This is a genomic window from Mesorhizobium sp. M1396 (genome assembly GCF_040317725.1).
GTDB lineage: Bacteria > Pseudomonadota > Alphaproteobacteria > Rhizobiales > Rhizobiaceae > Mesorhizobium.
This window is the reverse complement of sequence record NZ_JAMYLA010000005.1, coordinates 43,282-64,249: the sequence shown is the minus strand read 5'-3', so window position 1 is coordinate 64,249 and position 20,968 is coordinate 43,282. Positions and strand designations below refer to the sequence as shown.

Sequence of the window (20,968 nt, the reverse complement as noted above, 5' to 3'; positions counted from 1 at the left end):
GACAAATCGATTGCGCAACGGCGCGTTTCGAATTTGCCTAAAATTTGAGGAAAATTCTCACTTTGCCCGCAAGCCGTCCTTTGCGCCTGTGTGCCAACATCCTGCCTACAAAAGAGGTCATGCCATATGGATGCATGATCCGGTCACGACGAGAGGACAAGGGCATGGTCTTCCTGATAAGAATGGCTTTCTGGTTTTCGCTGGTGCTGCTGGCGCTGCCGCTGACTGTTGGCCCCGATGAAACCGGCCGCGAAAGTGTTGGCCCGATCCAGGCCTTGTTTGCGGCGCGCGAAGCGGTTGGCGACATCGCCGGCATTTGCGAACGCAAGCCCGATGTCTGCGAGACCGGCAAGTCGGCGATGCACACCATCACCGCCCGCGCCAGGGAGACCGCCAAGATCGCGGCAGCGATGCTGGACGACAAGTCCGCCGCCGGCCCTGACACATCGACGATGACCGGCAGCGTGCCGGAGGAAGTCGTCTTGCCCGAGACAGTCAACCTGCCGGCACAGAATTAAACCGTTTCGACGGCGCACCGCGGGCTATCTGCCCTCTCGACGCCCGGGGTGTCCTTGTTTTTTCCGTGACGCGGCGCCGCCGCGTAACTATATCCGGGCCATGACCACCACGATCCAGACGATCCGCGACGATTTTTCGTTCCTTGAGGAATGGGAAGACCGCTATCGTTACGTCATCGAACTCGGCGAGGCACTGCCGCCGTTTCCGGACGAGGAGCGCAGCGCCGCCAACAAGGTGCCGGGCTGCGTCAGTCAGGTCTGGCTGACCACCGAACAGGGGCCTGGAGCCGATCCGGTCATCACCTTCACCGGCGATTCGGACGCTCATATCGTGCGTGGACTGGTCGCGATCATGCTGGCGTTGTTTTCCGGCAGGATCGCCAGCGAAATCCAGAAGACCGACGCGGAAGCGACATTGAAAGAGCTCGGTCTCGACGAGCATCTGTCGCCGCAGCGCGCCAATGGCCTCCGCTCGATGGTCAAGCGCATCAAGCGTGACGCCGAGGCGGCGCTCAAGCAAACCGCCTGAAAGCGTTTCACACTCTTCCCGGAATTGCTCCACTCGATCAGCGCGTTACCGCCCCTGCAAAATCAAACGGCGCCCGAAGGCGCCGCTAAAATCGATCAATCTGGCCGGCAGCGATTACCGCGCCTTGCGCTTGCGGCCGAGGCCCATCTTCTTGGCCAACTGGGACCGGGCAGCGGCATAGTTGGGTGCAACCATCGGATAGGTCGGGTCGAGGTTCCACTTTTCGCGATACTGATCCGGCGTCAGGTCATAGTGGGTCATCAGGTGGCGCTTCAGCGACTTGAACTTCTTGCCGTCTTCAAGGCAGACAATGTAGTCGTCATGAACCGAGCGCTTCGGGTTGACCGCCGGCTTTTGCTTGTCGGCAGGTGGCTGTTCGGCGGTTCCGCCCACACGGCCGAGCGCGGCATGGACGTCGGATATCAAGCTCGGCAATTCGCCGACCGGCACGGGATTGTTGCTGACATAGGCGGCCACCACATCGGCGGTCAACTCGATCAGCGCATCGCTGTTTCTGGAAGGTGTTTCGACAATATCCATGGTCTTCAGGCCCCAACAAGAGTTACTTCGATCTGCGCCCTTTTTACAGCCAGGGCATTGCACGAATTTTGTGCAGCTAGAGCTTCTGCGATTCGTGTCACGGGCACATCAATGACCCTGCGGACCAAGTAAGTCAATTCACCCTTTGCGCTATATTGAACGATGCTGGTCAATCATTCCCCGATCAGCTTCAATCTTTCGTGCATTGTGTAATTTATCGATATTTCTCGCGCCAACCAGCAACGGCTGACGCCACGTCAGCTCTCCGTTACATTCGCGGTAACTCACAAATCAGGTTTCAATGCTTGATTTTTCTTGGCTATTGCACGCGCAAACTTGGTTGTTCACGTCCGCACTCAAAACCACAGGTTGCCGCCGCCGCGAAAGCAATCACGCGACACGCCGTGCATCGTCCGGTCATCCGCGGAACGGTCCCATTCGGGTATGCCGCCTGGTTCTGGGACGTGCCCGAAGGGTATTTGCGCACATTGAGCGCGTCGCCAAACGGCACATTGGCCACTTGCCAAGCCGCGAATACGGTCGCATGAGACTGGCGGCAAAGGCCAGAGTTAGCGAAGCAACGGCGAAAGCCGCGGCAGTCCGAGACCAAATAGTCATCATCTCTCCTCCCGGCTCATCTTCTGGAGCCGACACAACCTATACGCCGCGGCTCTTGAACCCGCCCCGATCGACGTGTTCATTCCCATTCAAGATACTTCCCCCAATCAAGATACCGGCAAAGCGAGACGCAATGACCAAGACATCCGCATTTCCGATCGTCAGCCCGCCAACGCCCGAGAAGCGGCCGGTTTTCGACACGCATCACGGCATCACACGAACCGACGACTATGCCTGGCTGCGGGCCGATAACTGGCAGGAGATGTTCCGGGATCCGTCATTGCTCGATGCGGGGATACGCGCCGAACTCGAGGCGGAGAACGCCTACCAGTCAAAGCTGATGGCCGACACGGTCGAGCTGCAAAAGCAGCTTTTCAAGGAGATGAAGGGCCGCATCAAGGAAGACGATTCTTCAGTGCCGATGAAGGATGGGCCCTATGCCTATGGTTCGTCCTTCAAGCTTGGCGGCGAGCAGCCGCGCTATTTCCGTATGCCGCGCGACGGTGGCGCCGAGCATATCCTGCTCGATGGCGACGCGGAGGCCGAAGGCAAGCCCTATTTCCGTCTTGGCGGCGTCGATCACTCGGCCGACCACGCCAAGCTTTTGTGGGCATTCGACGACAAGGGCTCCGAATTCTACACGCTTCGCGTGCGTGACCTTGCCGATGGCAAGGAGCTTGCCGACCAGATTTCCGACACCGGCGGTTCAGGCGTCTGGAACGCCGGCAATGACGGCTTCTTCTACACCCGTCTCGACCCCAACCATCGCCCGTCCAAGGTGCTGTTCCATGCGCTGGGCACCAGCCCGGAAAGCGACCGGCTGGTCTATGAGGAAACCGATCCCGGTTTCTTCATGAATGTCGACGGCACCCGCAACAACGAATGGATCATGATCGGCATCAACGATCACGAGACGTCGGAATACCGCCTGATGCGCGCCAATGATCCGTTTGCCGAACCGAAACTAGTATCGCCGCGCGAGATTGGCCTCCAGTACGATCTGGAAGAAGGCGGCGACATCTTCTTCATCCTGACCAATGCCGACGGCGCCAAGGACTTCAAGATCATGACGGCGCCGGCGAGCGATCCAGTACGCGCCAACTGGCAGGAACTGGTGCCGCACGAGCCCGGCCGGCTGATCCTGTCGGTGATCGGCTTCAGGGATCACATGGTCCGGCTCGAACGCAAGGAAGGCCTGCCACGCATCGTCGTGCGCGACCGCACCAGCGGCGAAGAGCATCTTTTGTCCCTGGACGAGGAGGCTTTCTCGCTCGGCCTGTCGGGTTCCTATGAGTACGACACCGAGATCATGCGCTTTTCCTATTCGTCGATGACGACGCCGGCCCAGGTGTTCGACTACAATATGCGCACTCGCGAGCGGGTGCTGCTCAAGACCCAGGAAGTGCCGTCCGGCCATGATGCGGACCACTATGTCACGCGGCGGCTTATGGCGCCGGCCAGCGATGGCGAACTGGTGCCGATCTCGCTCTTGCACCACCGCGACACGCCGCTGGATGGATCCGCGCCTTGCCTGCTCTACGGCTACGGCTCCTATGGCATCGCCGTGCCGGCCGCTTTCAACACCAACTGGTTTTCACTGGTCGACCGCGGCTTTGTCTTCGCCATCGCCCACGTCCGCGGCGGCAAGGACAAGGGCTATGGCTGGTACGACGACGGCAAGCGGGCGCACAAGATGAACACGTTCACGGATTTCATCGCCTGTGCGCGCCACCTTGTTGCCGAGCGCTACACCGCGCATGACCGCATCGTCGCGCAAGGCGGTTCGGCCGGCGGCATGCTGATGGGCGCCGTCGCCAACATGGCGCCGGACTGTTTCGGCGGCATCGTCGCCGAGGTTCCGTTCGTCGATGTGCTGACGACGATGCTCGACGCCAGCCTGCCACTGACGCCGCCGGAATGGCCTGAATGGGGCAATCCGATCGCGTCGGCAGACGATTACCGGACCATTGCCGCCTATTCGCCTTATGACAATGTCGCCGCGCTCAACTATCCGCCGATCCTGGCGCTGGCCGGACTCACCGATCCGCGTGTCACCTATTGGGAACCGGCCAAATGGGTGGCGCGGCTGCGCGACCGCAAGAGCGGGGACAATCCGGTGCTGTTCAAGATCAACATGGATTCCGGACACGCCGGTGCCTCCGGCCGGTTTTCGCGACTGGAGGAAATCGCCTATACCTATTCGTTTGCACTGAAGGTGATGGGCAAGCTGCAGCTTACGGGAGAAATCGACCGATGATCGATCTCGCTACATTGATCGCTTATGTCGCGGTTGTGCTCGGCTTCGTCTTTATTCCGGGCCCAGCCACGCTCCTTACCATAGCGCGGGCAACGAGCTCCGGAACCAAGGTTGGCATCGCCACCGGCGCGGGGATCGCGGCCGGCGATGTGTTTCACACCGTCATGGCGATGGTTGGCATCTCGGCGATCATCGCCACGTCGGCGACGCTGTTCAGCGTCATAAAATACATGGGCGCGGCCTACCTGGTTTATCTCGGCATTCGCGCGATCACTGAGAAGACACCGGCCAACCCGGCTGCAGGCGCGCTCGCGATCTCCGCCGGCAAGGCGTTTCGACAGGCTGTCCTGACCGAAGTGCTCAACCCCAAGACAGCGCTTTTCTTTCTCGCTTTCCTGCCTCAGTTCGTGCGGCCTGAAAACGGATCGATAATACTTCAGTTGACCACATTGGGGGTTATCTTCGTCTTACTCGGCCTTTTCAGCACGGTCGTCTTTGCAGTGAGTGCCGGTCGGCTCGGCGTGTTCCTCCGCCGAAATCCGACGGTGCTGAAATGGCAAGGCAAGGTTGTTGGCGGCATCTACTGTGCTCTGGGTGTTCGGCTCGCGCTGCAGCAGCGCTGACGGGGAAGCTGCGTGGTCCGCCAGTCGCCTTGGCGATCATGACTTTTTGAATTCCGCGCTGCTCATTTTGCTCGCAATTGCGATGGCCGCGCGCTACCCAGTGCGCGGCTTTTCCTAGCCCGACAGCCCCAATCGCGTAAAGGTTCATCATGCTGCTCGTCGACGTCTATCTCGACAAATCGCCCATCCAGGGCATCGGCGTCTTTGCCAAGAACGCCATTCCCCGCGGCTCGCTGATCTGGAAGCTGGATCCAAGGTTCGACCGGCTCATCGACGTCGAAACTTATGAGCGCGAAGCCGGGCCGGTGAAGAACTATCTCGACCGCTACTCCTATCCCGACCGGCGCGACCCGAACTACATCGTCTTCGAAGCCGACGACGCGCGCTACATGAACCATGCCGATGAGCCGAATTGCGACGTTTCCTCGCCCGAGGAGACCTTTGCGCTGCGCGACATCGCTCCCGGCGAGGAGTTGACCTGCAACTACAACCATTTCTTCGAAACAGGCTTCGACTTTCTCGGCGACCGCCACCTGTCATCCGAAGACTAGTTCGCCGTCTTCTTGCGCGCCGGATAGCCGTTGGGATGCGGCGGTATCGCCTTGAGATAGGCGGCGATGGCCACACGGTCCTCCGGCGTCAATTGGGCCATGTTGCGCTGCACGTCGACCATGGCGCCGCCGACGGAATCGAAGTCAGGCGTAAAACCGGTTTCGAGGTAGTTGGCGATGTCGGCTTCCGACCAATTGCCGATACCGCCCTCGCCCGATGTGATGTTGGGCACGATGCCCTTGCCTTCGGCAGCCACGGCACCTGCCAGCCACTCGCTCTTTTTCGTGCCGCCGGCTAAGTCGCGCGGCGTGTGGCATTCGCCGCAGTGGCCCGGCCCTTCGACCAAGTAACGGCCCGCCATCACCGGGCCAGCCGTACCTTCGGGAAATGCAACGACCGGCTGGTTACGGAGGTAGAGCAGTTTCCACAGACCGATGCCGCGACGAATGTTGAAGGGGAAACCGAGCGAATTCGCGGGTGCGTTGCCGGCGACCGCCGGCAACGTCTTCAGGAAGGCGTAGAGATCGGCGATGTCGGCCGGGTTCATGCGCGCGTAGGAGGCATAGGGAAACGCCGGATAAAAATGTTCGCCAGAGGGCGACACGCCCTTCAGCATGGCGTTGGCGAGATCCTCGACCGACCACGTGCCGATGCCGTCCTTGGAGTCTTGCGAAATGTTGGGCGGAACGAAGGTTCCGAACGGCGTCTTGAGTTCGAGACCACCCACGAGTTGAAGCCGCGCATCGCCCTGCGAGCCCGGCTTTGCATGGCAGGAGGTGCAGCCACCGGCATAGAAAATGCGCTTGCCCTTGGCCGCGTCGCCGGGACCGAGCTTGGCCAGAGTCTCATTGTCGAGCCTCACCGGCGCCGACAGGAGCCATCCGGCAACCGCGACGCCGCCCAGAATGACGACGGCACCGACGAGCTTTTTCGGCCAGGGCATCGCCCGCTATCAGCTCTTTTTCACCCGGTACGTCTGGTGGCAGGTGCCGCAATTGGAAGTAATCGCGCCAAACTGCACCTTCAACGTGTCGACGTCGGCGGGACCGGCGGCGGCCGCTGCCTTGATGTCGGCGAGATATTTGTCCTCGGTCGTCTTGAAGCCTGCCATGTCTTGCCAGATCTTCGGCGCCGCTGTCGTATCGCCAGTATCGCTGCCTGTCGGGAACAGCGCATCGGCGTCGAATTTCTCGGCATTCGCCTGCAGCGCCTGCAATTGCGTCAGCACAGCCGCGGCATCAAAAGGCTCCTCGCCCTTGACCACCTTCGAAATGCCGCCGACGATCTTTCCACGCTCCTTCATCAGAGCCTGCCGGTCGAGGATCGGGTCGGCAAAGGCCGCCGACGCCGCGAGGGCGAGCATTGAGATGGCGATGACAAGCTTTCTCATTCATTTGGCTCCATGATGAAGGCATTTCGGGACAGGACGTTAACGGATGCCGCAGGGAGAAAATTCCCTTCCCCGGATGATTTTTACTGCGACCCCGCAAAAGAAAAGCCCCGGATGCCGGGGCTTTTCTGGAGATCGGTCAGGCCTTCGCTTTTTCGTAGAGTTCGAGCACGTGATCCCAGTTGATCAGGCTGTCGACGAACGCCTCGAGATATTTCGGCCGGGCGTTGCGATAGTCGATGTAATAGGAGTGTTCCCAGACATCGACGCCGAGGATCGGCGACGCGCCATGGACGAGCGGGTTCTCGCCATTCGGCGTCTTCGAGATCGCCAGCTTGCCGTCCTTGACCGAGACCCAGGCCCAGCCGGAGCCGAACTGCGTCGTGCCGGCGGCAATGAAGTCGGCCTTGAACTTGTCGTAGCCGCCGAGATCGCTGTCGACCGCCTTCTGCAGGGCGCCCGGCAGCTTGTTGCCGCCGCCGACCTTTTTCATCCACTTCCAGAAATGGATGTGGTTGTAGTGCTGGGCGGCATTGTTGAAGAGGCCGGCATTCTTGCCGAACGACTGCTTGACCACCTCTTCGACCGACAGATCACCCATGCCCGCCTCCGCGGCGAGTTTGTTGCCGTTGTCGACATAGGCCTTGTGGTGCTTGTCGTGGTGATATTCCAGCGTCTCTTTCGACATGTAAGGCTGCAACGCCTCATAGTCGTAAGGCAGAGCGGGCAATTCAAAAGCCATGGATGATACTCCCTCGTGGAAAAATCCGGTGTGGATACCGGACTAAGATAGGTCTGGGATGGGTTGGGGCAACTCCGGAATGAAGCGCCGATCGCCTTTTTATCCGCTCAGGCGGCGGAAGTCGAATGCGCCCAATCCCAATAGAGTTCGCGCGCCTTCTTGGCCACCGGCCCAGGCTGCAGATTGCGATCCTCGATACGGGTGATCGGCACCACCTTGGAATGGTTCCCGGTCGAGAATATCTCATCCGCCTCGAGGAAATCGCGCACCGACAGCGTCTTTTCGGTGGTCTTGAAGCCATACTCGCCAAGCAGCGTCATGGTCCGCGAGCGGGTGATGCCGGACAGGAAGGTGCCATTCGGCGCCGGGGTCAGCACATGGCCGTCCTTGACTAGGAAGATGTTCGAGGTTCCGGTCTCGGCGACGTTGCCCAGCATGTCGAGCACCATTGCGTTGTCGAAGCCGCGCATCTTGGCTTCGAGAATGGCACGGCCGTTGTTGGGGTAGAGGCAGCCGGCCTTGGCGTTGGTCGGCATGGTCTCGATGGTCGGGCGGCGGAACGGCGACACGGTCACCGAAAAGCCGGTCGGCGGGATCATCGGCGATTCATAGAGGCAAAGGCAGAAGCGGGTCGAGGCGGGATCGGCCGGCACGCCCATATAGCCGCCATGCTCGGCCCAGTACATCGGCCTGATATAGACCGCCGTCTTGCCGTCGAACTTCTTCAGCCCATCCCATGTCAGCCCGACGATCTTGTCGGCGCTCATCGACGGCTTGAGGCCGAGTGCGATCGCCGAAGAATTCACCCTGGCGGCATGAAGCTCAAGGTCCGGCGCCACGCCCTCGAACCAACGGCCACCGTCGAACACGCTGGTGCCGAGCCACATGGCGTGGCTGCGCGGTCCCAGAATGGCGACATTGCCCTCGTGCCAATCACCATCGACGAAAGTCCATGTCGCGGATTGCGCCGCAGCCGCCAGTGTCATCGTGTTTGTCCCGTCTCAATCGGTGTCGTGTGACAGCCATTGGAAGATGCTTTGGCGGGCGCCGTCAATCGGCATCGAAGAGTTTTGTTGAGGCCAGCGACGGGGCACAATGCAATCAAAGCTTGCACCTTGCCGCGCCTGCCCTCAAAACTGTCGTCATGCAATACGCCGCCTACGTCTTCGACGCCTATGGCACGCTGTTCGACGTGCATGCCGCCGTGCGCCGCCATGCCGATCGGATCGGGCCGGACGGCCAATTGCTGTCCGAGATCTGGCGCGCCAAGCAACTCGAATACTCCTGGGTGCGCACGCTGATGGGCGCCTATGCCGATTTCTGGCAGTTGACCGAACAGGCGCTCGATTTCGCCTTGCGCAAGGTTCCCTCGGCCGATCCCGGTCTCAAGGCGACATTACTCGACGCCTACTGGCGGCTGGATTGCTATCCGGAAGTGCCGGCCGTGCTCAAGGCGCTCAAGGCTTCGGGAGCAAGACTGGCGATCCTGTCCAACGGTTCGCCCGAAATGCTGCGGGCCGCGGTCAAGTCCGCCGCGCTCGACCAGGTTCTAGACCATATCTACTCCGTCGATACGGTGCGGCGCTTCAAGACCGATCCGGCGGTCTACGACATGGTCGCCACCGGTTGGCGCCTCTACCCCGGCGCGGTTTCCTTCCAGTCCTCCAATCGCTGGGACATCGCAGGCGCCACCAAATTCGGTTTTCGCACGGTGTGGATCAACCGTTCCAACCAGCCCGAAGAGTACCGGGACTTTCCACCTGCGCTGATCCTGCCGTCGCTCGAAGCTTTGGTGCCAGGTACCTAGCACGCGGACGTGTGTCCCCAGCGCCACAGTGGCGGCGCGGTCACAGCTTCGCCTTTGTTTGTCCACCTTCAGGCCAGAATCGGAACCGCCTATCGCCGCAGGTGTTGTCAGGCACCCGCGCAACGATCGGCGCATTGACGCTTTGTTGCGATTTGAGACTTAAAGAAGGCAACCATGTCCAAAACCGAAATCGAATCCTATCGCCTGAGCCGTCGCGGCTTTCTCAACGCCGCAGCCTTAGGCGCTGCTTCGATCGCGGTTTCCGCATGCGCGACCACCGGACCGGGGCCGGTCGAACCACCGCCGCCAGCCTATATCGAGCCGCCGCTAGCCGACTATGTGACGATGTACGGAGCGGTCAGTGATGGCGGCTTCGATCTGCCGGCGATCCCGGTCGACAGGATCGATCCGCAGTTCCTGCGCCAGATCGTTCCCGATCCGACCGGGCAGAAGCCGGGAACGATCGTCGTCGATACCACCGGCCATTTCCTCTATCTGGTTCGCCCGGGCGGTCAGGCAATCCGTTATGGTGTCGGCCTAGGCCGCGCCGGTTTCGAATGGTCCGGCGATGCCGTCGTCCAGTGGAAGCAGAAATGGCCGAAATGGACGCCGCCCGATGAAATGATTGCCCGGCAGCCGGAATTGAAGCCATACAGCGCCGACAATGGCGGCATGCCCGGCGGCTTGAAGAACCCACTCGGCGCGCGCGCGCTCTATCTCTTCCAGGGCAACGTGGACACGCTCTACCGCCTGCACGGCTCGCCGGAATGGAAGTCGATCGGCAAGTCGGTCTCGTCGGGCTGCGTGCGCCTGATGAACCAGGACATCATCGATCTCTATGATCGCGTGCCCATGAAGACACCAGTTGTCGTCACCAGCGATGCCAGCCAGCCAGTGGTGGCGACGGCCAATCGCCGGGCTATCCCGATCGACGCCGGCGTGCCGGACGGATCGGTGCTGCTCGGCCCGTTGACAGAGATCACCAACTCGATTTTCTGAGCCGACGAGGCAGCGGCAACGCCGCTGCCTCAAGTCCTAACGTCCCCGCGACAGGCTGCCCAGGATGCCGCGCACGATTGCCCGGCCGACGGACGAGCCGACGGATCGCACTACCGACTTGATCGCCGCCTCGGCCACGGTCTGGCGATTGGACGGGCGCGGTGCAGGCGCGCGCCTGCCACCGGATTGCGGCGCGGGATCGTCGTTGCCGAAGCCCGGAATGGTCCAACGTGGGCCGCCGCTGCCGGCCTGCTGCGCCTGCTCTTCGGCATCCTGCGCGTCCTTGGCCTTTTTCTGCAGCATCTCGAAGGCCGATTCGCGATCGATGAGCTGATCGTACTGGCCAGCGACCGGGCTTTCCTGGATCAGCTTTTGTCGCTCGGCAGCCGTTATGGGCCCAAGCCGCGAGGATGGCGGCCGGATCAGTGTCCGCTGCACAATCGACGGAACACCCTTGGCCTCAAGCGTCGAGACCAGCGCCTCGCCGGTGGCGAGCTGGGTAATGGCGGTCATGCAGTCGAAATCGGGATTCGGCCGGAACGTCTCGGCCGCCGTCCTCACCGCCTGCTGCTCACGCGGCGTATAGGCGCGCAGCGCATGCTGGACGCGATTGCCGAGCTGGGCCAGAACCTTTTCAGGGATATCCAAAGGGTTCTGCGTGACGAAATAGACGCCGACGCCTTTCGAGCGGATCAGGCGGACCACCTGTTCGACGCGATCGATCAGCACTTTGGGTGCTTCGTCGAACAGAAGATGCGCCTCGTCGAAGAAGAACACCAGCTTCGGCTTGTCCGGATCGCCGACTTCCGGCAGCACCTCGAACAGTTCCGACATCAGCCACAACAGGAATGTCGCGTAGAGCCGTGGATTCATCATCAGCTTGTCGGCGGCGAGCACGCTGATGGCGCCGCGTCCGTCGCGGGTGGTGCGCATGATGTCGGCGATGCGCAGTGCCGGCTCACCGAAGAAGTTTGCCGCGCCCTGCTGCTCCAGGACCAGCAGCGTGCGCTGGATCGCCCCGACCGAGGGCTTCGTGACATTGCCGTAGCGCGAGCCGATCTCGTCGGCGCGCTCGGCGATGTTGGCCAGCAGCGCCTGCAGGTCCTTCATGTCGAGCAGCAGCAGGCCTTCTTCGTCCGCCAGGCGGAAGGCGATGTTCATGATGCCTTCCTGCGCCTCGCTCAGGTTCATCAGGCGCGATAGCAACAACGGCCCCATTTCCGAAACCGTGGCGCGGATCGGATGCCCCTGTTCGCCGAACAGGTCCCAGAAAATGACCGGAAATTCCTGGAAGTCATAGGGGTCGAGCTTGACCTGCTCGGCCCGCTTGACGAGGAAATCCTGCGCCGTGCCCATCATGGCGATGCCGGACAGGTCACCCTTGATGTCGGCGCAGAAGACCGGCACGCCGGCGTTGGAAAAACCTTCGGCCAGTATCTGCAAGGTGACGGTCTTGCCGGTACCGGTGGCGCCGGTCACCAGGCCATGACGATTGCCATATTGCAGCAACAGCTGCTCGGCACGCTGATAGCTGTCGTCGGGCTTGCGGCTGGCGCCGATGAAAATACTGGTGTCGTCAGCCATATGTCCGGTCTCCGCAAACTGATGTGTTTAAAGCCAGTGGCCTTGCCGCAGGTATAGTGAGGCCGTTGCACAGCGACAATGCCATTCGTTCAAGTCGGGACCATTCGTCCAATGGTGGCAATCGTTCAAATCAGGCCAATCGTTCAATCGGGGCGACCCTCCAAATCGATTTTTTGAAGCTTGCGGATTTTGACGGTGTTTGGCAATCGTTCATGGTTCGTGCACGCAGGCCGACCTATATCTGTTGGATCGAATTCGGCCGCTGAAAGCGCATTACATTGCGATATCGGACCGAGGACCGTAGACTGAACCGCTCCAGGCTGGTGCGGGCGCATAAAGCGAGGAAGACGGATGGGCGCCGAAGCCTTGACCAGGGATGTCGAACCAGAGAACGCCGAGCGCCAGCGATGGCTGGCCCTGGCGGAAAAGGCACTGGCCGGCGCATCCTTCGAAGAGAAGCTGGTCTCGCATACCGACGACAACATCCGCATCGAACCGCTCTACGACCGCAGCACCGCTGCGGAACCGACCGTGCGCGCAAACCCGAAATCGCCCTGGATCGTCAGCCAGCGCATCGACGATCCGGATATCGACCGCGCCAGAACCCAGGCTCAAGACGACATAGCGCAAGGCGCCACGGGATTATCGCTTGTCTTCGAAGGAGCGCCGAACGCGTTCGGCTACGGCCTGCCGAGAACGGCGGAAGCGCTGGAGACGGTACTGGACGGCATACCGCTCAACCGCGTCCAGGTTCGCATCGACGCCCATCCCTGGAGCCGCGCCGTGGCCGACTGGCTGGTGGCGTTCCTGAGCAAGCGCCGGTCCGACCCGGCAAAGCTCAACCTCTCCTTCGGCATCGATCCGGCGGCGATCTTCGCCGGAACCGGCCGGCTGCGCATGTCGATCGAGGCATTGCAGGCCTCGATGCCGCAATCGCTGGCGCACTTCTTCTCGATGGGCGTTCCGGGCGTGCTTCTGGAGGCGGACGGGCGTGTGTTCCACAACGCCGGCGCGACGGAAGCGCAGGAACTTGGCATCATGCTGGCTTCGGCGGTCTCCTATCTCAGAATGTTCGAGACGGCGCGGCAGCCGCTCGTCTATGCCGCGCCCCATATCGGCTTTGCGCTCAGCGTCGACCAGGACCAGTTGCTGTCGATGGCCAAGGTGCGGGCGCTGCGAAGGCTCTGGACGCGGGTGCAGGAAGCCTGCTCGATCCCCAATTCCACGGCCAACATCCATGCCGAGACGTCGTTTCGGATGATGACGGCCATGGATCCGGAGACCAACATCCTGCGCACCACGATTGCCTGCTTTGCCGCGGCGTCCGGAGGCGCCGATTCGATCTCGATCTTGCCGCACACGATCGCGCATGGCTTGCCGGCGGGGTTTGCGCGTCGTGTCGCCCGCAACACGCAGCTGATCATGGCCAATGAAAGCCATATCGATCATGTCGCCGATCCTGCCTATGGTTCCGGCGCGGTCGAAGCGCTGACCACCAAACTCTGCGAGATGGCTTGGACGGAATTGCAGACAATCGAGGCCGAGGGCGGCGTCTTGTCCAGCCTTCAGGACGGACATATCCAGAAGCGCGTTCACGCCGCTGCAGCGCAGCGCAACGCAGCCTACCGGGCAGGCGAACGGACCATCATCGGCACCACGCTTTACCCGCTGAAAAGCGAACCTCCGGTCGAAACGCTCGCGGCGGAACGGCGGCCCGCCTTCACGGAAGGCGTTGCCGTCTGTGAGCCGCTGTTTCCGGTCCGCATCGACCAATCCATCGGAGCCGCCTCTTGATCCCCGATTTCAGCCAGATCGGTTGGGTCCCGCCACGGCGCGCACCCGTCGAGGTCAAAGGCCAGCGGACGACGCCGGAAGGACTTATCGCGAAGCATCTGTACAATCAGAGCGACCTCAAGGGGTTGCCGTATCTCGACACCTACCCGGGCCTGCCGCCCTTCGTGCGCGGCCCCTACCCGACCATGTATGTCCAGCAGCCCTGGACGATCCGGCAATATGCCGGCTTCTCGACGGCCGAAGAATCCAACGCCTTTTACCGGCGCAATCTGGCCGCCGGCCAGAAGGGCCTGTCGGTCGCCTTCGATCTTGCCACGCATCGCGGCTATGACAGCGACCATCCGCGCGTTGCCGGCGATGTCGGCATGGCGGGCGTCGCCATCGATTCCATTCTCGACATGCGGCAGCTCTTCGACGGCATTCCGCTCGGCGAGATGACAGTGTCGATGACGATGAACGGCGCGGTGCTGCCGATCATGGCGCTCTACATCGTCGCGGCCGAAGAACAGGGCGTTGCTCAGAAGGATCTCGCCGGAACCATCCAGAACGACATTCTGAAGGAGTTCATGGTCCGCAACACCTACATCTATCCGCCGAAACCCTCGATGCGGATCGTGTCGGACATTTTCTCCTACACGTCCAAGAACATGCCGAAGTTCAATTCGATATCGATCTCCGGCTACCACATGCAGGAGGCCGGCGCGACGGCCGACCTTGAGCTCGCCTACACGATTGCCGACGGCATCGAATATGCCCGCGCCGGCGTTGCGGCGGGCCTCGATATCGACCGCTTCGCGCCGCGCCTGTCCTTCTTCTGGGCGATCGGCATGAACTTCTTCATGGAAGTCGCCAAACTGCGGGCCGCGCGCCTGTTGTGGGCGACCCTGATGAAGAAGAATTTTTCGCCGAAGGACGAGCGCTCGCTGTCACTGCGCACCCATTGCCAGACCTCGGGCTGGTCGCTGACGGCGCAGGATCCCTACAACAACATTATCCGCACCATGATCGAGGCGATGGCAGCGACGCAGGGTCACACGCAGTCGCTGCACACCAATTCCTTCGACGAAGCGATGGCGCTGCCGACCGACCACTCGGCGCGCATCGCCCGCAACACACAGCTCATCCTGCAAAAGGAATCCGGCACCACGCGCGTCATCGATCCGTGGGGCGGCTCGGCCTATCTCGAACGGCTGACGCATGACCTCGTGGCGCGCGCGCTTGCCCATATCGAGGAGGTCGAGGCACTTGGCGGTATGGCCGCCGCGACCGAACAGGGCATTCCCAAGCTGCGCATAGAGGAAGCCGCCGCGCGCACGCAGGCGCGCATCGATTCCGGCGAACAAATGCTGGTCGGCGTCAACGCGCATCGGCCCGAGACCGACATCGAGGTCGACGTGCTGAAGATCGACAACGCCGAAGTCAGGGCCCGGCAATTGTCGAAGCTGCAACGGCTGAAGGGCACGCGCGATGTCGCCGCAGTCGAAAGCGCGCTCGATGCGCTGACCCGTGCCGCGCAAGGCAATGAAAACCTGCTGGAGTTCGCTGTCCGCGCCGCGCGCGCCAATGCCACGGTCGGCGAGATTTCATTTGCGTTGGAAAGGGTCTTTGGTCGCCACGTCGCCACGGTGCAGACCATTTCCGGCGTCTATCGCAAGGCCCTTGGCGACCATCCCGTGGTCGACGGGCTGCAGGACAAGCTCGACGCCTTTGAAAAGAAAACTGGCGGCAAGCCGCGCATTCTCGTCGCCAAGATGGGACAGGACGGCCACGATCGTGGGCAGAAGGTTATCGCCACGGCCTTCGCCGATCTCGGCTTCAACGTCACCGTCGGAGCGATGTTCCAGACACCCGATGAGATCGCCAGGCTGGCGGTCGCGCAGGATGTCCATATCGTCGGCGCCTCGTCGCTGGCGGCGGGGCATCTGACGTTGATCCCCGAACTGCGCGACGCGCTGAAGAAGCTCGGCCGCGGCGACATGCTGATCGTCGCCGGCGGCGTTATCCCGCCGCAGGACTATGACGCGGTGCTGCAAGCAGGTGCGGCGGAAATCTTCCCGCCGGGCACCGTCATTCCGGAAGCGGCGGATCGCTTGCTGGACCGGTTGCTGGCCTAGTCTGTTATAATACCTGTTGCAACAGCGCGCCGATCCAGTTATAATCGGCGTTGCAACAGGATGATCCATCATGAACACGACCATTCGCAAGATAGGCAATTCCGAAGGTGTTATCCTGCCCAAGGAGCTGCTCGACCGTTTGAACATGAAGACCGGCGATCAGCTTCAAATCGTCGAAACGGACAAGGGTATTGCTCTTGAGCCGATGGATGACAGTTTCGAACGGCAGATGGAAGCTGCTCGTCAGGTCATGGACAAATACAAGGTCGCACTTCAGAAGCTCGCCGAATGAGCTGGGAGTTTCTGTCACGTCGCGCGGTCGAAGCGATGCATGCCGAGCAATTGCGAAGGCATGGTGGAGCGCCAGGTTTGAGAGATGAAAATGCTCTTGAATCGGCGCTCGCCCGTGCTGAAAACAAGGCGAACTATGGGGATCCGGCGATCGAGGATCTCGCTGCCGCCTATGTCTTTGGCATTGCCAGGAATCATGCCTTTGTCGACGGCAACAAGCGTACCGCCATCGTGGCCGCAGGCGCATTTTTGATTGTGAACGGCCATGTCCTGACAGCCGATAACGGCACGCTTTACGAATTCGTCATGGCAGTTGCTTCAGGCGAAATCGGTGAAGCCGGCGCCGCAGCCTTCTTCCGCGATCATGTCGTCAAGCTAGAGGATTAGCTGTCGGAGAGCTTGACGATTTCCCATTCCTTGCCGTTGACGCTTGCCACGTCGCCGACCTTCTTGCCGAACAGGGCGACCGCCATCGGCGATACGTGGGAAATGGTCCCCTTGGCCGGGTCGGCTTCGTCCTCGCCGACGATTTTCCAGTGCACCTTCCTGCCGTCATCGCCCTCGAGTGTGACGCCCATGCCGAAGCGTACAAGGTCGCTGCCCGATTCCGGCACCGACAACTCGGCGCTTTCACGCCGGGCGGTCCAGTAGCGCAGATCGCGCGACACCACCGCGATGCGCTCGCGGTCTGCCTTCCTCTCGGCTTTCGCCAGTACATCGCGCAGATCGGCGAGATTCTCCTCGATCATCGCCAAGCCGCGCTCCGTCACAAGATTGCGGTGATGGCTGATTGGCCGCTCGCCGACACCGGCAATGGCGTTTTCGCTGTCTTCCTCGCGCGTGAAAGCTCTGCTCATCCTCTGAACTTAGGCGCGGAAAGGCTGCTCGACAAGCCATTGTCGTTGCCCTCGACGGAAGAGGCAGACCGGCTGGCATGATTCCTGCGGTGTCAGGGTTGAAAGCCAGGACCTGTGCCGATGTTGAACAGACGAACGCTGCTGACCGGAACCGCCGGCTTTGCCGTCATGGGCCTCTCGCTTGGCAAGGCGGCGGCCGCCAGCCTGACCGGCATCGAGAAAGCCTCGATGCGCGGCTCGATCAATGCCACCGAACTCGGCGTGCAGCCCGGTACCTTCGACGATCAGAGCAAGGCCTTCGCCAAGCTGCTGCGCGACGCAAACGACCGCGACATGCCGGTGTTCCTGCCGCCGGGCGCCTATGTGGTGTCGAACCTCTCGCTGCCCGGCCGCGTGCGTCTTTCCGGCGTGCCTGGGGCAACGCGCATCGTTTACGGCGGCGACGGTCATCTCTTCATGGCAGAACAGGCCGATCATATCGAACTCAGCGGACTGGTCTTCGACGGCGCAAACCGCACGATGGGCGACTACGCGCAAGGGCTGCTCGATCTGCGCCGTGTCGCGCATCTGGTCGTCGACAATTGCCAAATAACCGGCAGCGGCAAGAACGGGCTGGCTCTGGAACACGCGACGGGCCGGGTCGAGCGCTCGCAGATATCGGGAGCTGCCGATGCCGGCATCTATTCGGTCGAGGCCGGCGGGCTGGCGATCACGGGCAACACCGTCTCCGACTGCGCCAATGGCGGCATTCTCGTGCACCGCTGGCAGGCGGCGGAAGACGGCACCATGGTCACCGGCAATCGCGTCGAACGGATCCAGGCGCGCAGCGGCGGGACCGGCCAGAACGGCAATGGCATCAATGCCTTCCGGGCCGGCAATGTCGTCATTTCCGGCAACATCGTCTCGGACTGCGCCTTTTCGGCGATCCGCGCCAACAGCGCCAGCAATCTGCAGATATCGGGCAACACCTGCTCGCGCTCGGGCGAAACAGCAGTTTACTCCGAGTTCTCGTTCGAAGGCGCCGTCATCAGCAACAACATCGTCGATGGCGCCGCCAACGGCATCTCGATCGTCAACTTCAACGAAGGCGGCCGCATGGGTGTGTGCTCGGGCAACATCGTGCGCAATCTGTCGACCAGCGGCCCCTACCCCGCCGACTCGCCTGGATTCGGCGTCGGCATTGGGGTCGAGGCCGACACGACCGTTTCCAACAACGTCATCGAGAACGCACCGCTCTACGGCATGCAGATCGGCTGGGGTCCGTATCTGCGCAATGTCGTCGCCACCGGTAACATCATCCGCAAGGCTGGAACGGCCATCGTCGTGTCCGTGGTCGAGGGCGCCGGCACGGCCGTCATATCAGACAATGTCATCGACGGCGCGTTGAACGGAGCCGTTGTCGGCCAGCGCTGGGCCGAGCCGGCGACGGGTGACCTGGCGTCATCGGACAATAGCGGCTACGCGCATCTGACCGTCGAGCGCAATCACGTCAGTTGAGGGCGGTTTAATTCAAGGCTGCGGTGGGCCTCAGCGCCCCAACCTTGGCGCCGTTCCGGCTTTGGATCGGCGCTTTCGCCAGGTCGGTTAGCTTAGCTGCCAAGGCCTCGTCAGCGCGCAACAATTTGGCAAGAACGGCGGCAACCATGGCTTCGCCAGCGCGGCCGGCGCCATCATCGCATTTGAGCGCGATACCAAGACCAAGTTCCGGAATTGCGGCACAGTGGACGCCTTCGGCGCCGCCTTTCGTGAAAATGCGCCCTGGTGCGGCCTCCATCAGGGCGACGTCTTCGCGGCCGGTTCCGGCAACGAAGAAGGGCTCTGCCATGCAGGCGGCCAGCAGGCGCCTCGCGGCCTTGGCGCGCTCGGGACCAAAACCATTTGTCGTTGCCATACGTGCAAAGCCGAGCGCGAAGCTCCGGAGCGGCACCGCATAGGTCGGGATCGAGCAGCCATCGGTCGCTCGCTCGTCCGCGCCATGGACAGCGCCCGTGACCGATTGCATGGCGTCGCGCACCATCTCCTGCAGGCCGTGCCCTGGCTTGACATAGCCGCGGTGCGCAATGCCGGCGTGGACGCATGTACAGAGGAAGCCGGAATGCTTGCCGGAACAATTGTTGTGCAATGCGTTCGGCGAGCCGCCGGAGCGGGCGAGCGCAATCTGGGCTTCATGATTGGACGGCCAATGCGTGCCGCATTCGAGCGCCGACCCGTCCAGCCCGGCCCTGGCCAACATGGACCGCGCCAGTTCGACATGTGCCGGCTCGCCCGAATGGGACGCGCAGGCGAGCGCCAGCTCGCGGTTGCCGAAGCCATAGGCATCGGCCGCGCCGCTTTCGACCAGCGGCAATGCCTGGATCGCCTTGACCGCAGAGCGTGGGAACACCGGCTTGGCCGTATCGCCGATCTCCCAGACCGGTTTGCCATCGGCATCGAAGACCGCGACCGCGCCACGATGCGCGCTCTCGACGATCGCACCGCGCAAGACTTCGATCAGAACCGGATTTGTCATGGCTACCCCGCAAAAATACGGGCTGCTTCTACCTGATCCGGTCCAATATTGAAACGTAGTTGGCGACCGCCGCACCGCCCATGTTGAAGATGCCGCCGAGTTTTGCACCGGGCACCTGAATGCCGCCGGCTTCGCCGACAAGCTGCATGGCGGTCAAGACATGCATCGACACGCCGGTGGCGCCGATCGGGTGGCCCTTGGCCTTCAGCCCGCCTGAGGGATTGACCGGCAGGGGGCCGTCCTTGGCCGTTGTGCCGTCCAGTGCCAGTCTGGCGCCCTCGCCCGGCTTGGCCAGACCCATCGCCTCATATTCGATCAGTTCGGCAATGGTGAAGCAGTCATGCGTTTCGACGAAGGAAAGATCCTCGAGCGTCACGCCGGCGTTCTTAAGCGCCCGGGTCCAGGCCTGCTCGCAGCCTTCGAATGTCAGGATGTCGCGCTTCGACATCGGCAGGAAATCCTGCACATGCTCGTTGGCGCGGAAGGCAACGGCACGCCGCATCTTCAGTGCCGTCGCGGTGTCGGCAAGGATAAGGGCAGCGGCGCCGTCGGAGACCAGCGAGCAATCGGTGCGCTTCAGCGGGCCGGCAACGAACGGGTTCTTCTCGCTCTCCTGGCGGCAGAACTCATAGCCGAAATCCTTGCGCATCTGCGCATAGGGGTTGTCGACGCCGTTCCTGTGGTTCTTGGCGGCAATCATAGCCAGCGCGTCCGACTGATCGCCATAGCGCTGGAAATAGGCCTGCGCGATCTTGCCGAAGACGCCGGCGAAACCCGCAGGCGTGTCGCCATCCTCGGGCAGATAGGACGCCTTGAGCAGGTTCTTGCCGATCTCCGGCCCGGGCGTCGTCGTCATCTGCTCGGCGCCTACCACCAGCACGATGCGGGCGGCATTCGCGTCGATGGCGCGGATGCCTTGCCGGACCGCCGCCGACCCGGTGGCGCAAGCGTTCTCGACGCGCGTCGCCGGCTTGAAGCGCAGCCGGTCGTCGGCCTGAAGCACCAGGCTGGCGGTGAAATCCTGCGCCGAAAAGCCGGCGTTGAAGTGGCCGAGCACGATCTCGTCGACCTCGTCCGGGCCGATGCCGGCATGGTCGAGCGCGTCCGTTGCCACCTTGACGATCAGGTTTTCGAGCGTTTCGCCCTCGAGCTTGCCGAAGCGCGAATGCGCCCAGCCAACGATGCATGCGGTCATGGCGGTCTCCATCCTTGGCGCCAGCCTAGCATGTGGGCTCAAGGCGCAC

21 protein-coding genes and 1 pseudogene are annotated in these 20,968 nt (G+C 62.0%); 12 read left to right on the top strand and 10 right to left on the bottom strand.

Annotated features, from left to right (window positions below):
* Window positions 1–164: 164 nt before the first annotated feature.
* Both NKH02_RS04610 and NKH02_RS04605 read left to right on the top strand, forming a co-directional pair.
* The gene (locus NKH02_RS04610; protein ID WP_352876706.1) at window positions 165–518 is read left to right on the top strand and encodes a DUF5330 domain-containing protein; all 354 of its coding nucleotides are present in this window, start codon (window positions 165–167) and stop codon (window positions 516–518) included.
* A 100-nt stretch (window positions 519–618) separates the two neighbouring features.
* On the top strand, window positions 619–1,047 hold the full coding sequence (locus NKH02_RS04605; RefSeq protein ID WP_352876704.1) for a SufE family protein: 429 nt from the start codon (window positions 619–621) through the stop codon (window positions 1,045–1,047).
* A gap of 114 nt (window positions 1,048–1,161) precedes the next feature.
* Here NKH02_RS04605 and NKH02_RS04600 read toward each other — a convergent pair whose 3' ends face one another.
* Both NKH02_RS04600 and NKH02_RS04595 read right to left on the bottom strand, forming a co-directional pair.
* Window positions 1,162–1,587, bottom strand: coding sequence for a Ros/MucR family transcriptional regulator (locus tag NKH02_RS04600; protein ID WP_224696683.1), 426 nt, complete (start codon window positions 1,585–1,587; stop codon window positions 1,162–1,164).
* Between the two features lie 403 nt (window positions 1,588–1,990).
* A pseudogene (locus NKH02_RS04595) lies at window positions 1,991–2,205 on the bottom strand (SH3 domain-containing protein); the annotation flags it as partial.
* Between the two features lie 133 nt (window positions 2,206–2,338).
* Here NKH02_RS04595 and NKH02_RS04590 point away from each other — a divergent pair.
* From NKH02_RS04590 to NKH02_RS04580, 3 genes are all read left to right on the top strand, one after another.
* Window positions 2,339–4,462 (top strand): S9 family peptidase, encoded by a 2,124-nt coding sequence (locus NKH02_RS04590; protein WP_352876703.1) that lies wholly within the window; start codon window positions 2,339–2,341, stop codon window positions 4,460–4,462.
* Window positions 4,459–5,085 (top strand): LysE family translocator, encoded by a 627-nt coding sequence (locus NKH02_RS04585; RefSeq protein ID WP_352876702.1) that lies wholly within the window; start codon window positions 4,459–4,461, stop codon window positions 5,083–5,085. Before NKH02_RS04590 ends, NKH02_RS04585 begins: the two co-directional genes overlap by 4 nt.
* Before the next feature lie 149 nt (window positions 5,086–5,234).
* Window positions 5,235–5,636: an SET domain-containing protein gene (locus tag NKH02_RS04580; protein ID WP_352876700.1), complete on the top strand. Its 402-nt coding sequence runs from the start codon at window positions 5,235–5,237 to the stop codon at window positions 5,634–5,636.
* On the opposite strand, the gene NKH02_RS04575 is transcribed toward NKH02_RS04580, so the two are convergent.
* The 4 genes from NKH02_RS04575 to NKH02_RS04560 form a co-directional block, all read right to left on the bottom strand.
* On the bottom strand, window positions 5,633–6,580 hold the full coding sequence (locus NKH02_RS04575) for a cytochrome c (protein WP_352876697.1): 948 nt from the start codon (window positions 6,578–6,580) through the stop codon (window positions 5,633–5,635). The genes NKH02_RS04580 and NKH02_RS04575 overlap by 4 nt on opposite strands.
* Window positions 6,581–6,589: 9 nt before the next feature.
* Window positions 6,590–7,027, bottom strand: a complete 438-nt coding sequence (locus tag NKH02_RS04570) for a c-type cytochrome (RefSeq protein WP_352876695.1) — start codon at window positions 7,025–7,027, stop codon at window positions 6,590–6,592.
* 139 nt (window positions 7,028–7,166) lie between these two features.
* Window positions 7,167–7,769, bottom strand: a complete 603-nt coding sequence (locus NKH02_RS04565; protein ID WP_352876693.1) for a superoxide dismutase — start codon at window positions 7,767–7,769, stop codon at window positions 7,167–7,169.
* Window positions 7,770–7,876: 107 nt separating this feature from the next.
* Entirely contained in the window at window positions 7,877–8,755 is an 879-nt protein-coding gene (locus NKH02_RS04560; RefSeq protein WP_352876692.1) for a branched-chain amino acid aminotransferase, read from the bottom strand.
* 158 nt (window positions 8,756–8,913) lie between these two features.
* Here NKH02_RS04560 and NKH02_RS04555 point away from each other — a divergent pair, with 158 nt between their 5' ends.
* Together NKH02_RS04555 and NKH02_RS04550 are read left to right on the top strand one after the other, a co-directional pair.
* Entirely contained in the window at window positions 8,914–9,576 is a 663-nt protein-coding gene (locus NKH02_RS04555) for a haloacid dehalogenase type II (protein ID WP_352876689.1), read from the top strand.
* A 174-nt stretch (window positions 9,577–9,750) separates the two neighbouring features.
* Window positions 9,751–10,575, top strand: coding sequence for a L,D-transpeptidase (locus tag NKH02_RS04550; protein WP_352876687.1), 825 nt, complete (start codon window positions 9,751–9,753; stop codon window positions 10,573–10,575).
* Between the two features lie 36 nt (window positions 10,576–10,611).
* On the opposite strand, the gene NKH02_RS04545 is transcribed toward NKH02_RS04550, so the two are convergent.
* Window positions 10,612–12,159 (bottom strand): helicase HerA-like C-terminal domain-containing protein, encoded by a 1,548-nt coding sequence (locus NKH02_RS04545; RefSeq protein WP_352876685.1) that lies wholly within the window; start codon window positions 12,157–12,159, stop codon window positions 10,612–10,614.
* A 351-nt stretch (window positions 12,160–12,510) separates the two neighbouring features.
* On the opposite strand from NKH02_RS04545, the gene NKH02_RS04540 reads away from it, so the two are divergent.
* From NKH02_RS04540 to NKH02_RS04525, 4 genes are all read left to right on the top strand, one after another.
* The gene (locus tag NKH02_RS04540) at window positions 12,511–13,953 is read left to right on the top strand and encodes a methylmalonyl-CoA mutase subunit beta (RefSeq protein WP_352876684.1); all 1,443 of its coding nucleotides are present in this window, start codon (window positions 12,511–12,513) and stop codon (window positions 13,951–13,953) included.
* Window positions 13,950–16,067: a methylmalonyl-CoA mutase gene (gene scpA / locus NKH02_RS04535; protein ID WP_352876682.1), complete on the top strand. Its 2,118-nt coding sequence runs from the start codon at window positions 13,950–13,952 to the stop codon at window positions 16,065–16,067. Before NKH02_RS04540 ends, scpA begins: the two co-directional genes overlap by 4 nt.
* Window positions 16,068–16,137: 70 nt before the next feature.
* A complete protein-coding gene (locus NKH02_RS04530; RefSeq protein WP_352871044.1) occupies window positions 16,138–16,359 on the top strand; it encodes an AbrB/MazE/SpoVT family DNA-binding domain-containing protein in 222 nt (73 codons plus the stop codon).
* A complete protein-coding gene (locus tag NKH02_RS04525) occupies window positions 16,356–16,745 on the top strand; it encodes a type II toxin-antitoxin system death-on-curing family toxin (protein WP_352876681.1) in 390 nt (129 codons plus the stop codon). Before NKH02_RS04530 ends, NKH02_RS04525 begins: the two co-directional genes overlap by 4 nt.
* On the opposite strand, the gene greA is transcribed toward NKH02_RS04525, so the two are convergent.
* Entirely contained in the window at window positions 16,742–17,215 is a 474-nt protein-coding gene (gene greA / locus NKH02_RS04520) for a transcription elongation factor GreA (protein ID WP_352876679.1), read from the bottom strand. The two genes, NKH02_RS04525 and greA, sit on opposite strands and share 4 nt — an antisense overlap.
* A gap of 120 nt (window positions 17,216–17,335) precedes the next feature.
* On the opposite strand from greA, the gene NKH02_RS04515 reads away from it, so the two are divergent.
* A complete protein-coding gene (locus NKH02_RS04515) occupies window positions 17,336–18,712 on the top strand; it encodes a TIGR03808 family TAT-translocated repetitive protein (RefSeq protein WP_352871049.1) in 1,377 nt (458 codons plus the stop codon).
* A 7-nt stretch (window positions 18,713–18,719) separates the two neighbouring features.
* On the opposite strand, the gene NKH02_RS04510 is transcribed toward NKH02_RS04515, so the two are convergent.
* Complete coding sequence (locus tag NKH02_RS04510) at window positions 18,720–19,724, bottom strand: asparaginase (RefSeq protein WP_352876677.1); 1,005 nt, start codon at window positions 19,722–19,724, stop codon at window positions 18,720–18,722.
* A gap of 28 nt (window positions 19,725–19,752) precedes the next feature.
* Window positions 19,753–20,919, bottom strand: a complete 1,167-nt coding sequence (locus tag NKH02_RS04505) for an acetyl-CoA acetyltransferase (RefSeq protein WP_352876675.1) — start codon at window positions 20,917–20,919, stop codon at window positions 19,753–19,755.
* Window positions 20,920–20,968: the final 49 nt, after the last annotated feature.

Excerpts from the sequence above, each read along its gene's own strand:
- NKH02_RS04560 (WP_352876692.1), bottom strand. The coding sequence starts at position 8,755 with ATGACACTGGCGGCTGCGGCGCAATCCGCGACATGGACTTTCGTCGAT.
- greA (WP_352876679.1), bottom strand. The coding sequence starts at position 17,215 with ATGAGCAGAGCTTTCACGCGCGAGGAAGACAGCGAAAACGCCATTGCC.
- NKH02_RS04600 (WP_224696683.1), bottom strand. The coding sequence starts at position 1,587 with ATGGATATTGTCGAAACACCTTCCAGAAACAGCGATGCGCTGATCGAG.
- NKH02_RS04555 (WP_352876689.1), top strand. The coding sequence starts at position 8,914 with ATGCAATACGCCGCCTACGTCTTCGACGCCTATGGCACGCTGTTCGAC.
- NKH02_RS04525 (WP_352876681.1), top strand. The coding sequence starts at position 16,356 with ATGAGCTGGGAGTTTCTGTCACGTCGCGCGGTCGAAGCGATGCATGCC.
- NKH02_RS04515 (WP_352871049.1), top strand. The coding sequence starts at position 17,336 with ATGTTGAACAGACGAACGCTGCTGACCGGAACCGCCGGCTTTGCCGTC.
- NKH02_RS04545 (WP_352876685.1), bottom strand. The coding sequence starts at position 12,159 with ATGGCTGACGACACCAGTATTTTCATCGGCGCCAGCCGCAAGCCCGAC.
- NKH02_RS04565 (WP_352876693.1), bottom strand. The coding sequence starts at position 7,769 with ATGGCTTTTGAATTGCCCGCTCTGCCTTACGACTATGAGGCGTTGCAG.
- NKH02_RS04510 (WP_352876677.1), bottom strand. The coding sequence starts at position 19,724 with ATGACAAATCCGGTTCTGATCGAAGTCTTGCGCGGTGCGATCGTCGAG.
- NKH02_RS04585 (WP_352876702.1), top strand. The coding sequence starts at position 4,459 with ATGATCGATCTCGCTACATTGATCGCTTATGTCGCGGTTGTGCTCGGC.
- NKH02_RS04540 (WP_352876684.1), top strand. The coding sequence starts at position 12,511 with ATGGGCGCCGAAGCCTTGACCAGGGATGTCGAACCAGAGAACGCCGAG.
- NKH02_RS04505 (WP_352876675.1), bottom strand. The coding sequence starts at position 20,919 with ATGACCGCATGCATCGTTGGCTGGGCGCATTCGCGCTTCGGCAAGCTC.
- NKH02_RS04570 (WP_352876695.1), bottom strand. The coding sequence starts at position 7,027 with ATGAGAAAGCTTGTCATCGCCATCTCAATGCTCGCCCTCGCGGCGTCG.
- NKH02_RS04605 (WP_352876704.1), top strand. The coding sequence starts at position 619 with ATGACCACCACGATCCAGACGATCCGCGACGATTTTTCGTTCCTTGAG.
- NKH02_RS04590 (WP_352876703.1), top strand. The coding sequence starts at position 2,339 with ATGACCAAGACATCCGCATTTCCGATCGTCAGCCCGCCAACGCCCGAG.
- NKH02_RS04580 (WP_352876700.1), top strand. The coding sequence starts at position 5,235 with ATGCTGCTCGTCGACGTCTATCTCGACAAATCGCCCATCCAGGGCATC.
- NKH02_RS04550 (WP_352876687.1), top strand. The coding sequence starts at position 9,751 with ATGTCCAAAACCGAAATCGAATCCTATCGCCTGAGCCGTCGCGGCTTT.
- NKH02_RS04530 (WP_352871044.1), top strand. The coding sequence starts at position 16,138 with ATGAACACGACCATTCGCAAGATAGGCAATTCCGAAGGTGTTATCCTG.
- NKH02_RS04610 (WP_352876706.1), top strand. The coding sequence starts at position 165 with ATGGTCTTCCTGATAAGAATGGCTTTCTGGTTTTCGCTGGTGCTGCTG.
- NKH02_RS04575 (WP_352876697.1), bottom strand. The coding sequence starts at position 6,580 with ATGCCCTGGCCGAAAAAGCTCGTCGGTGCCGTCGTCATTCTGGGCGGC.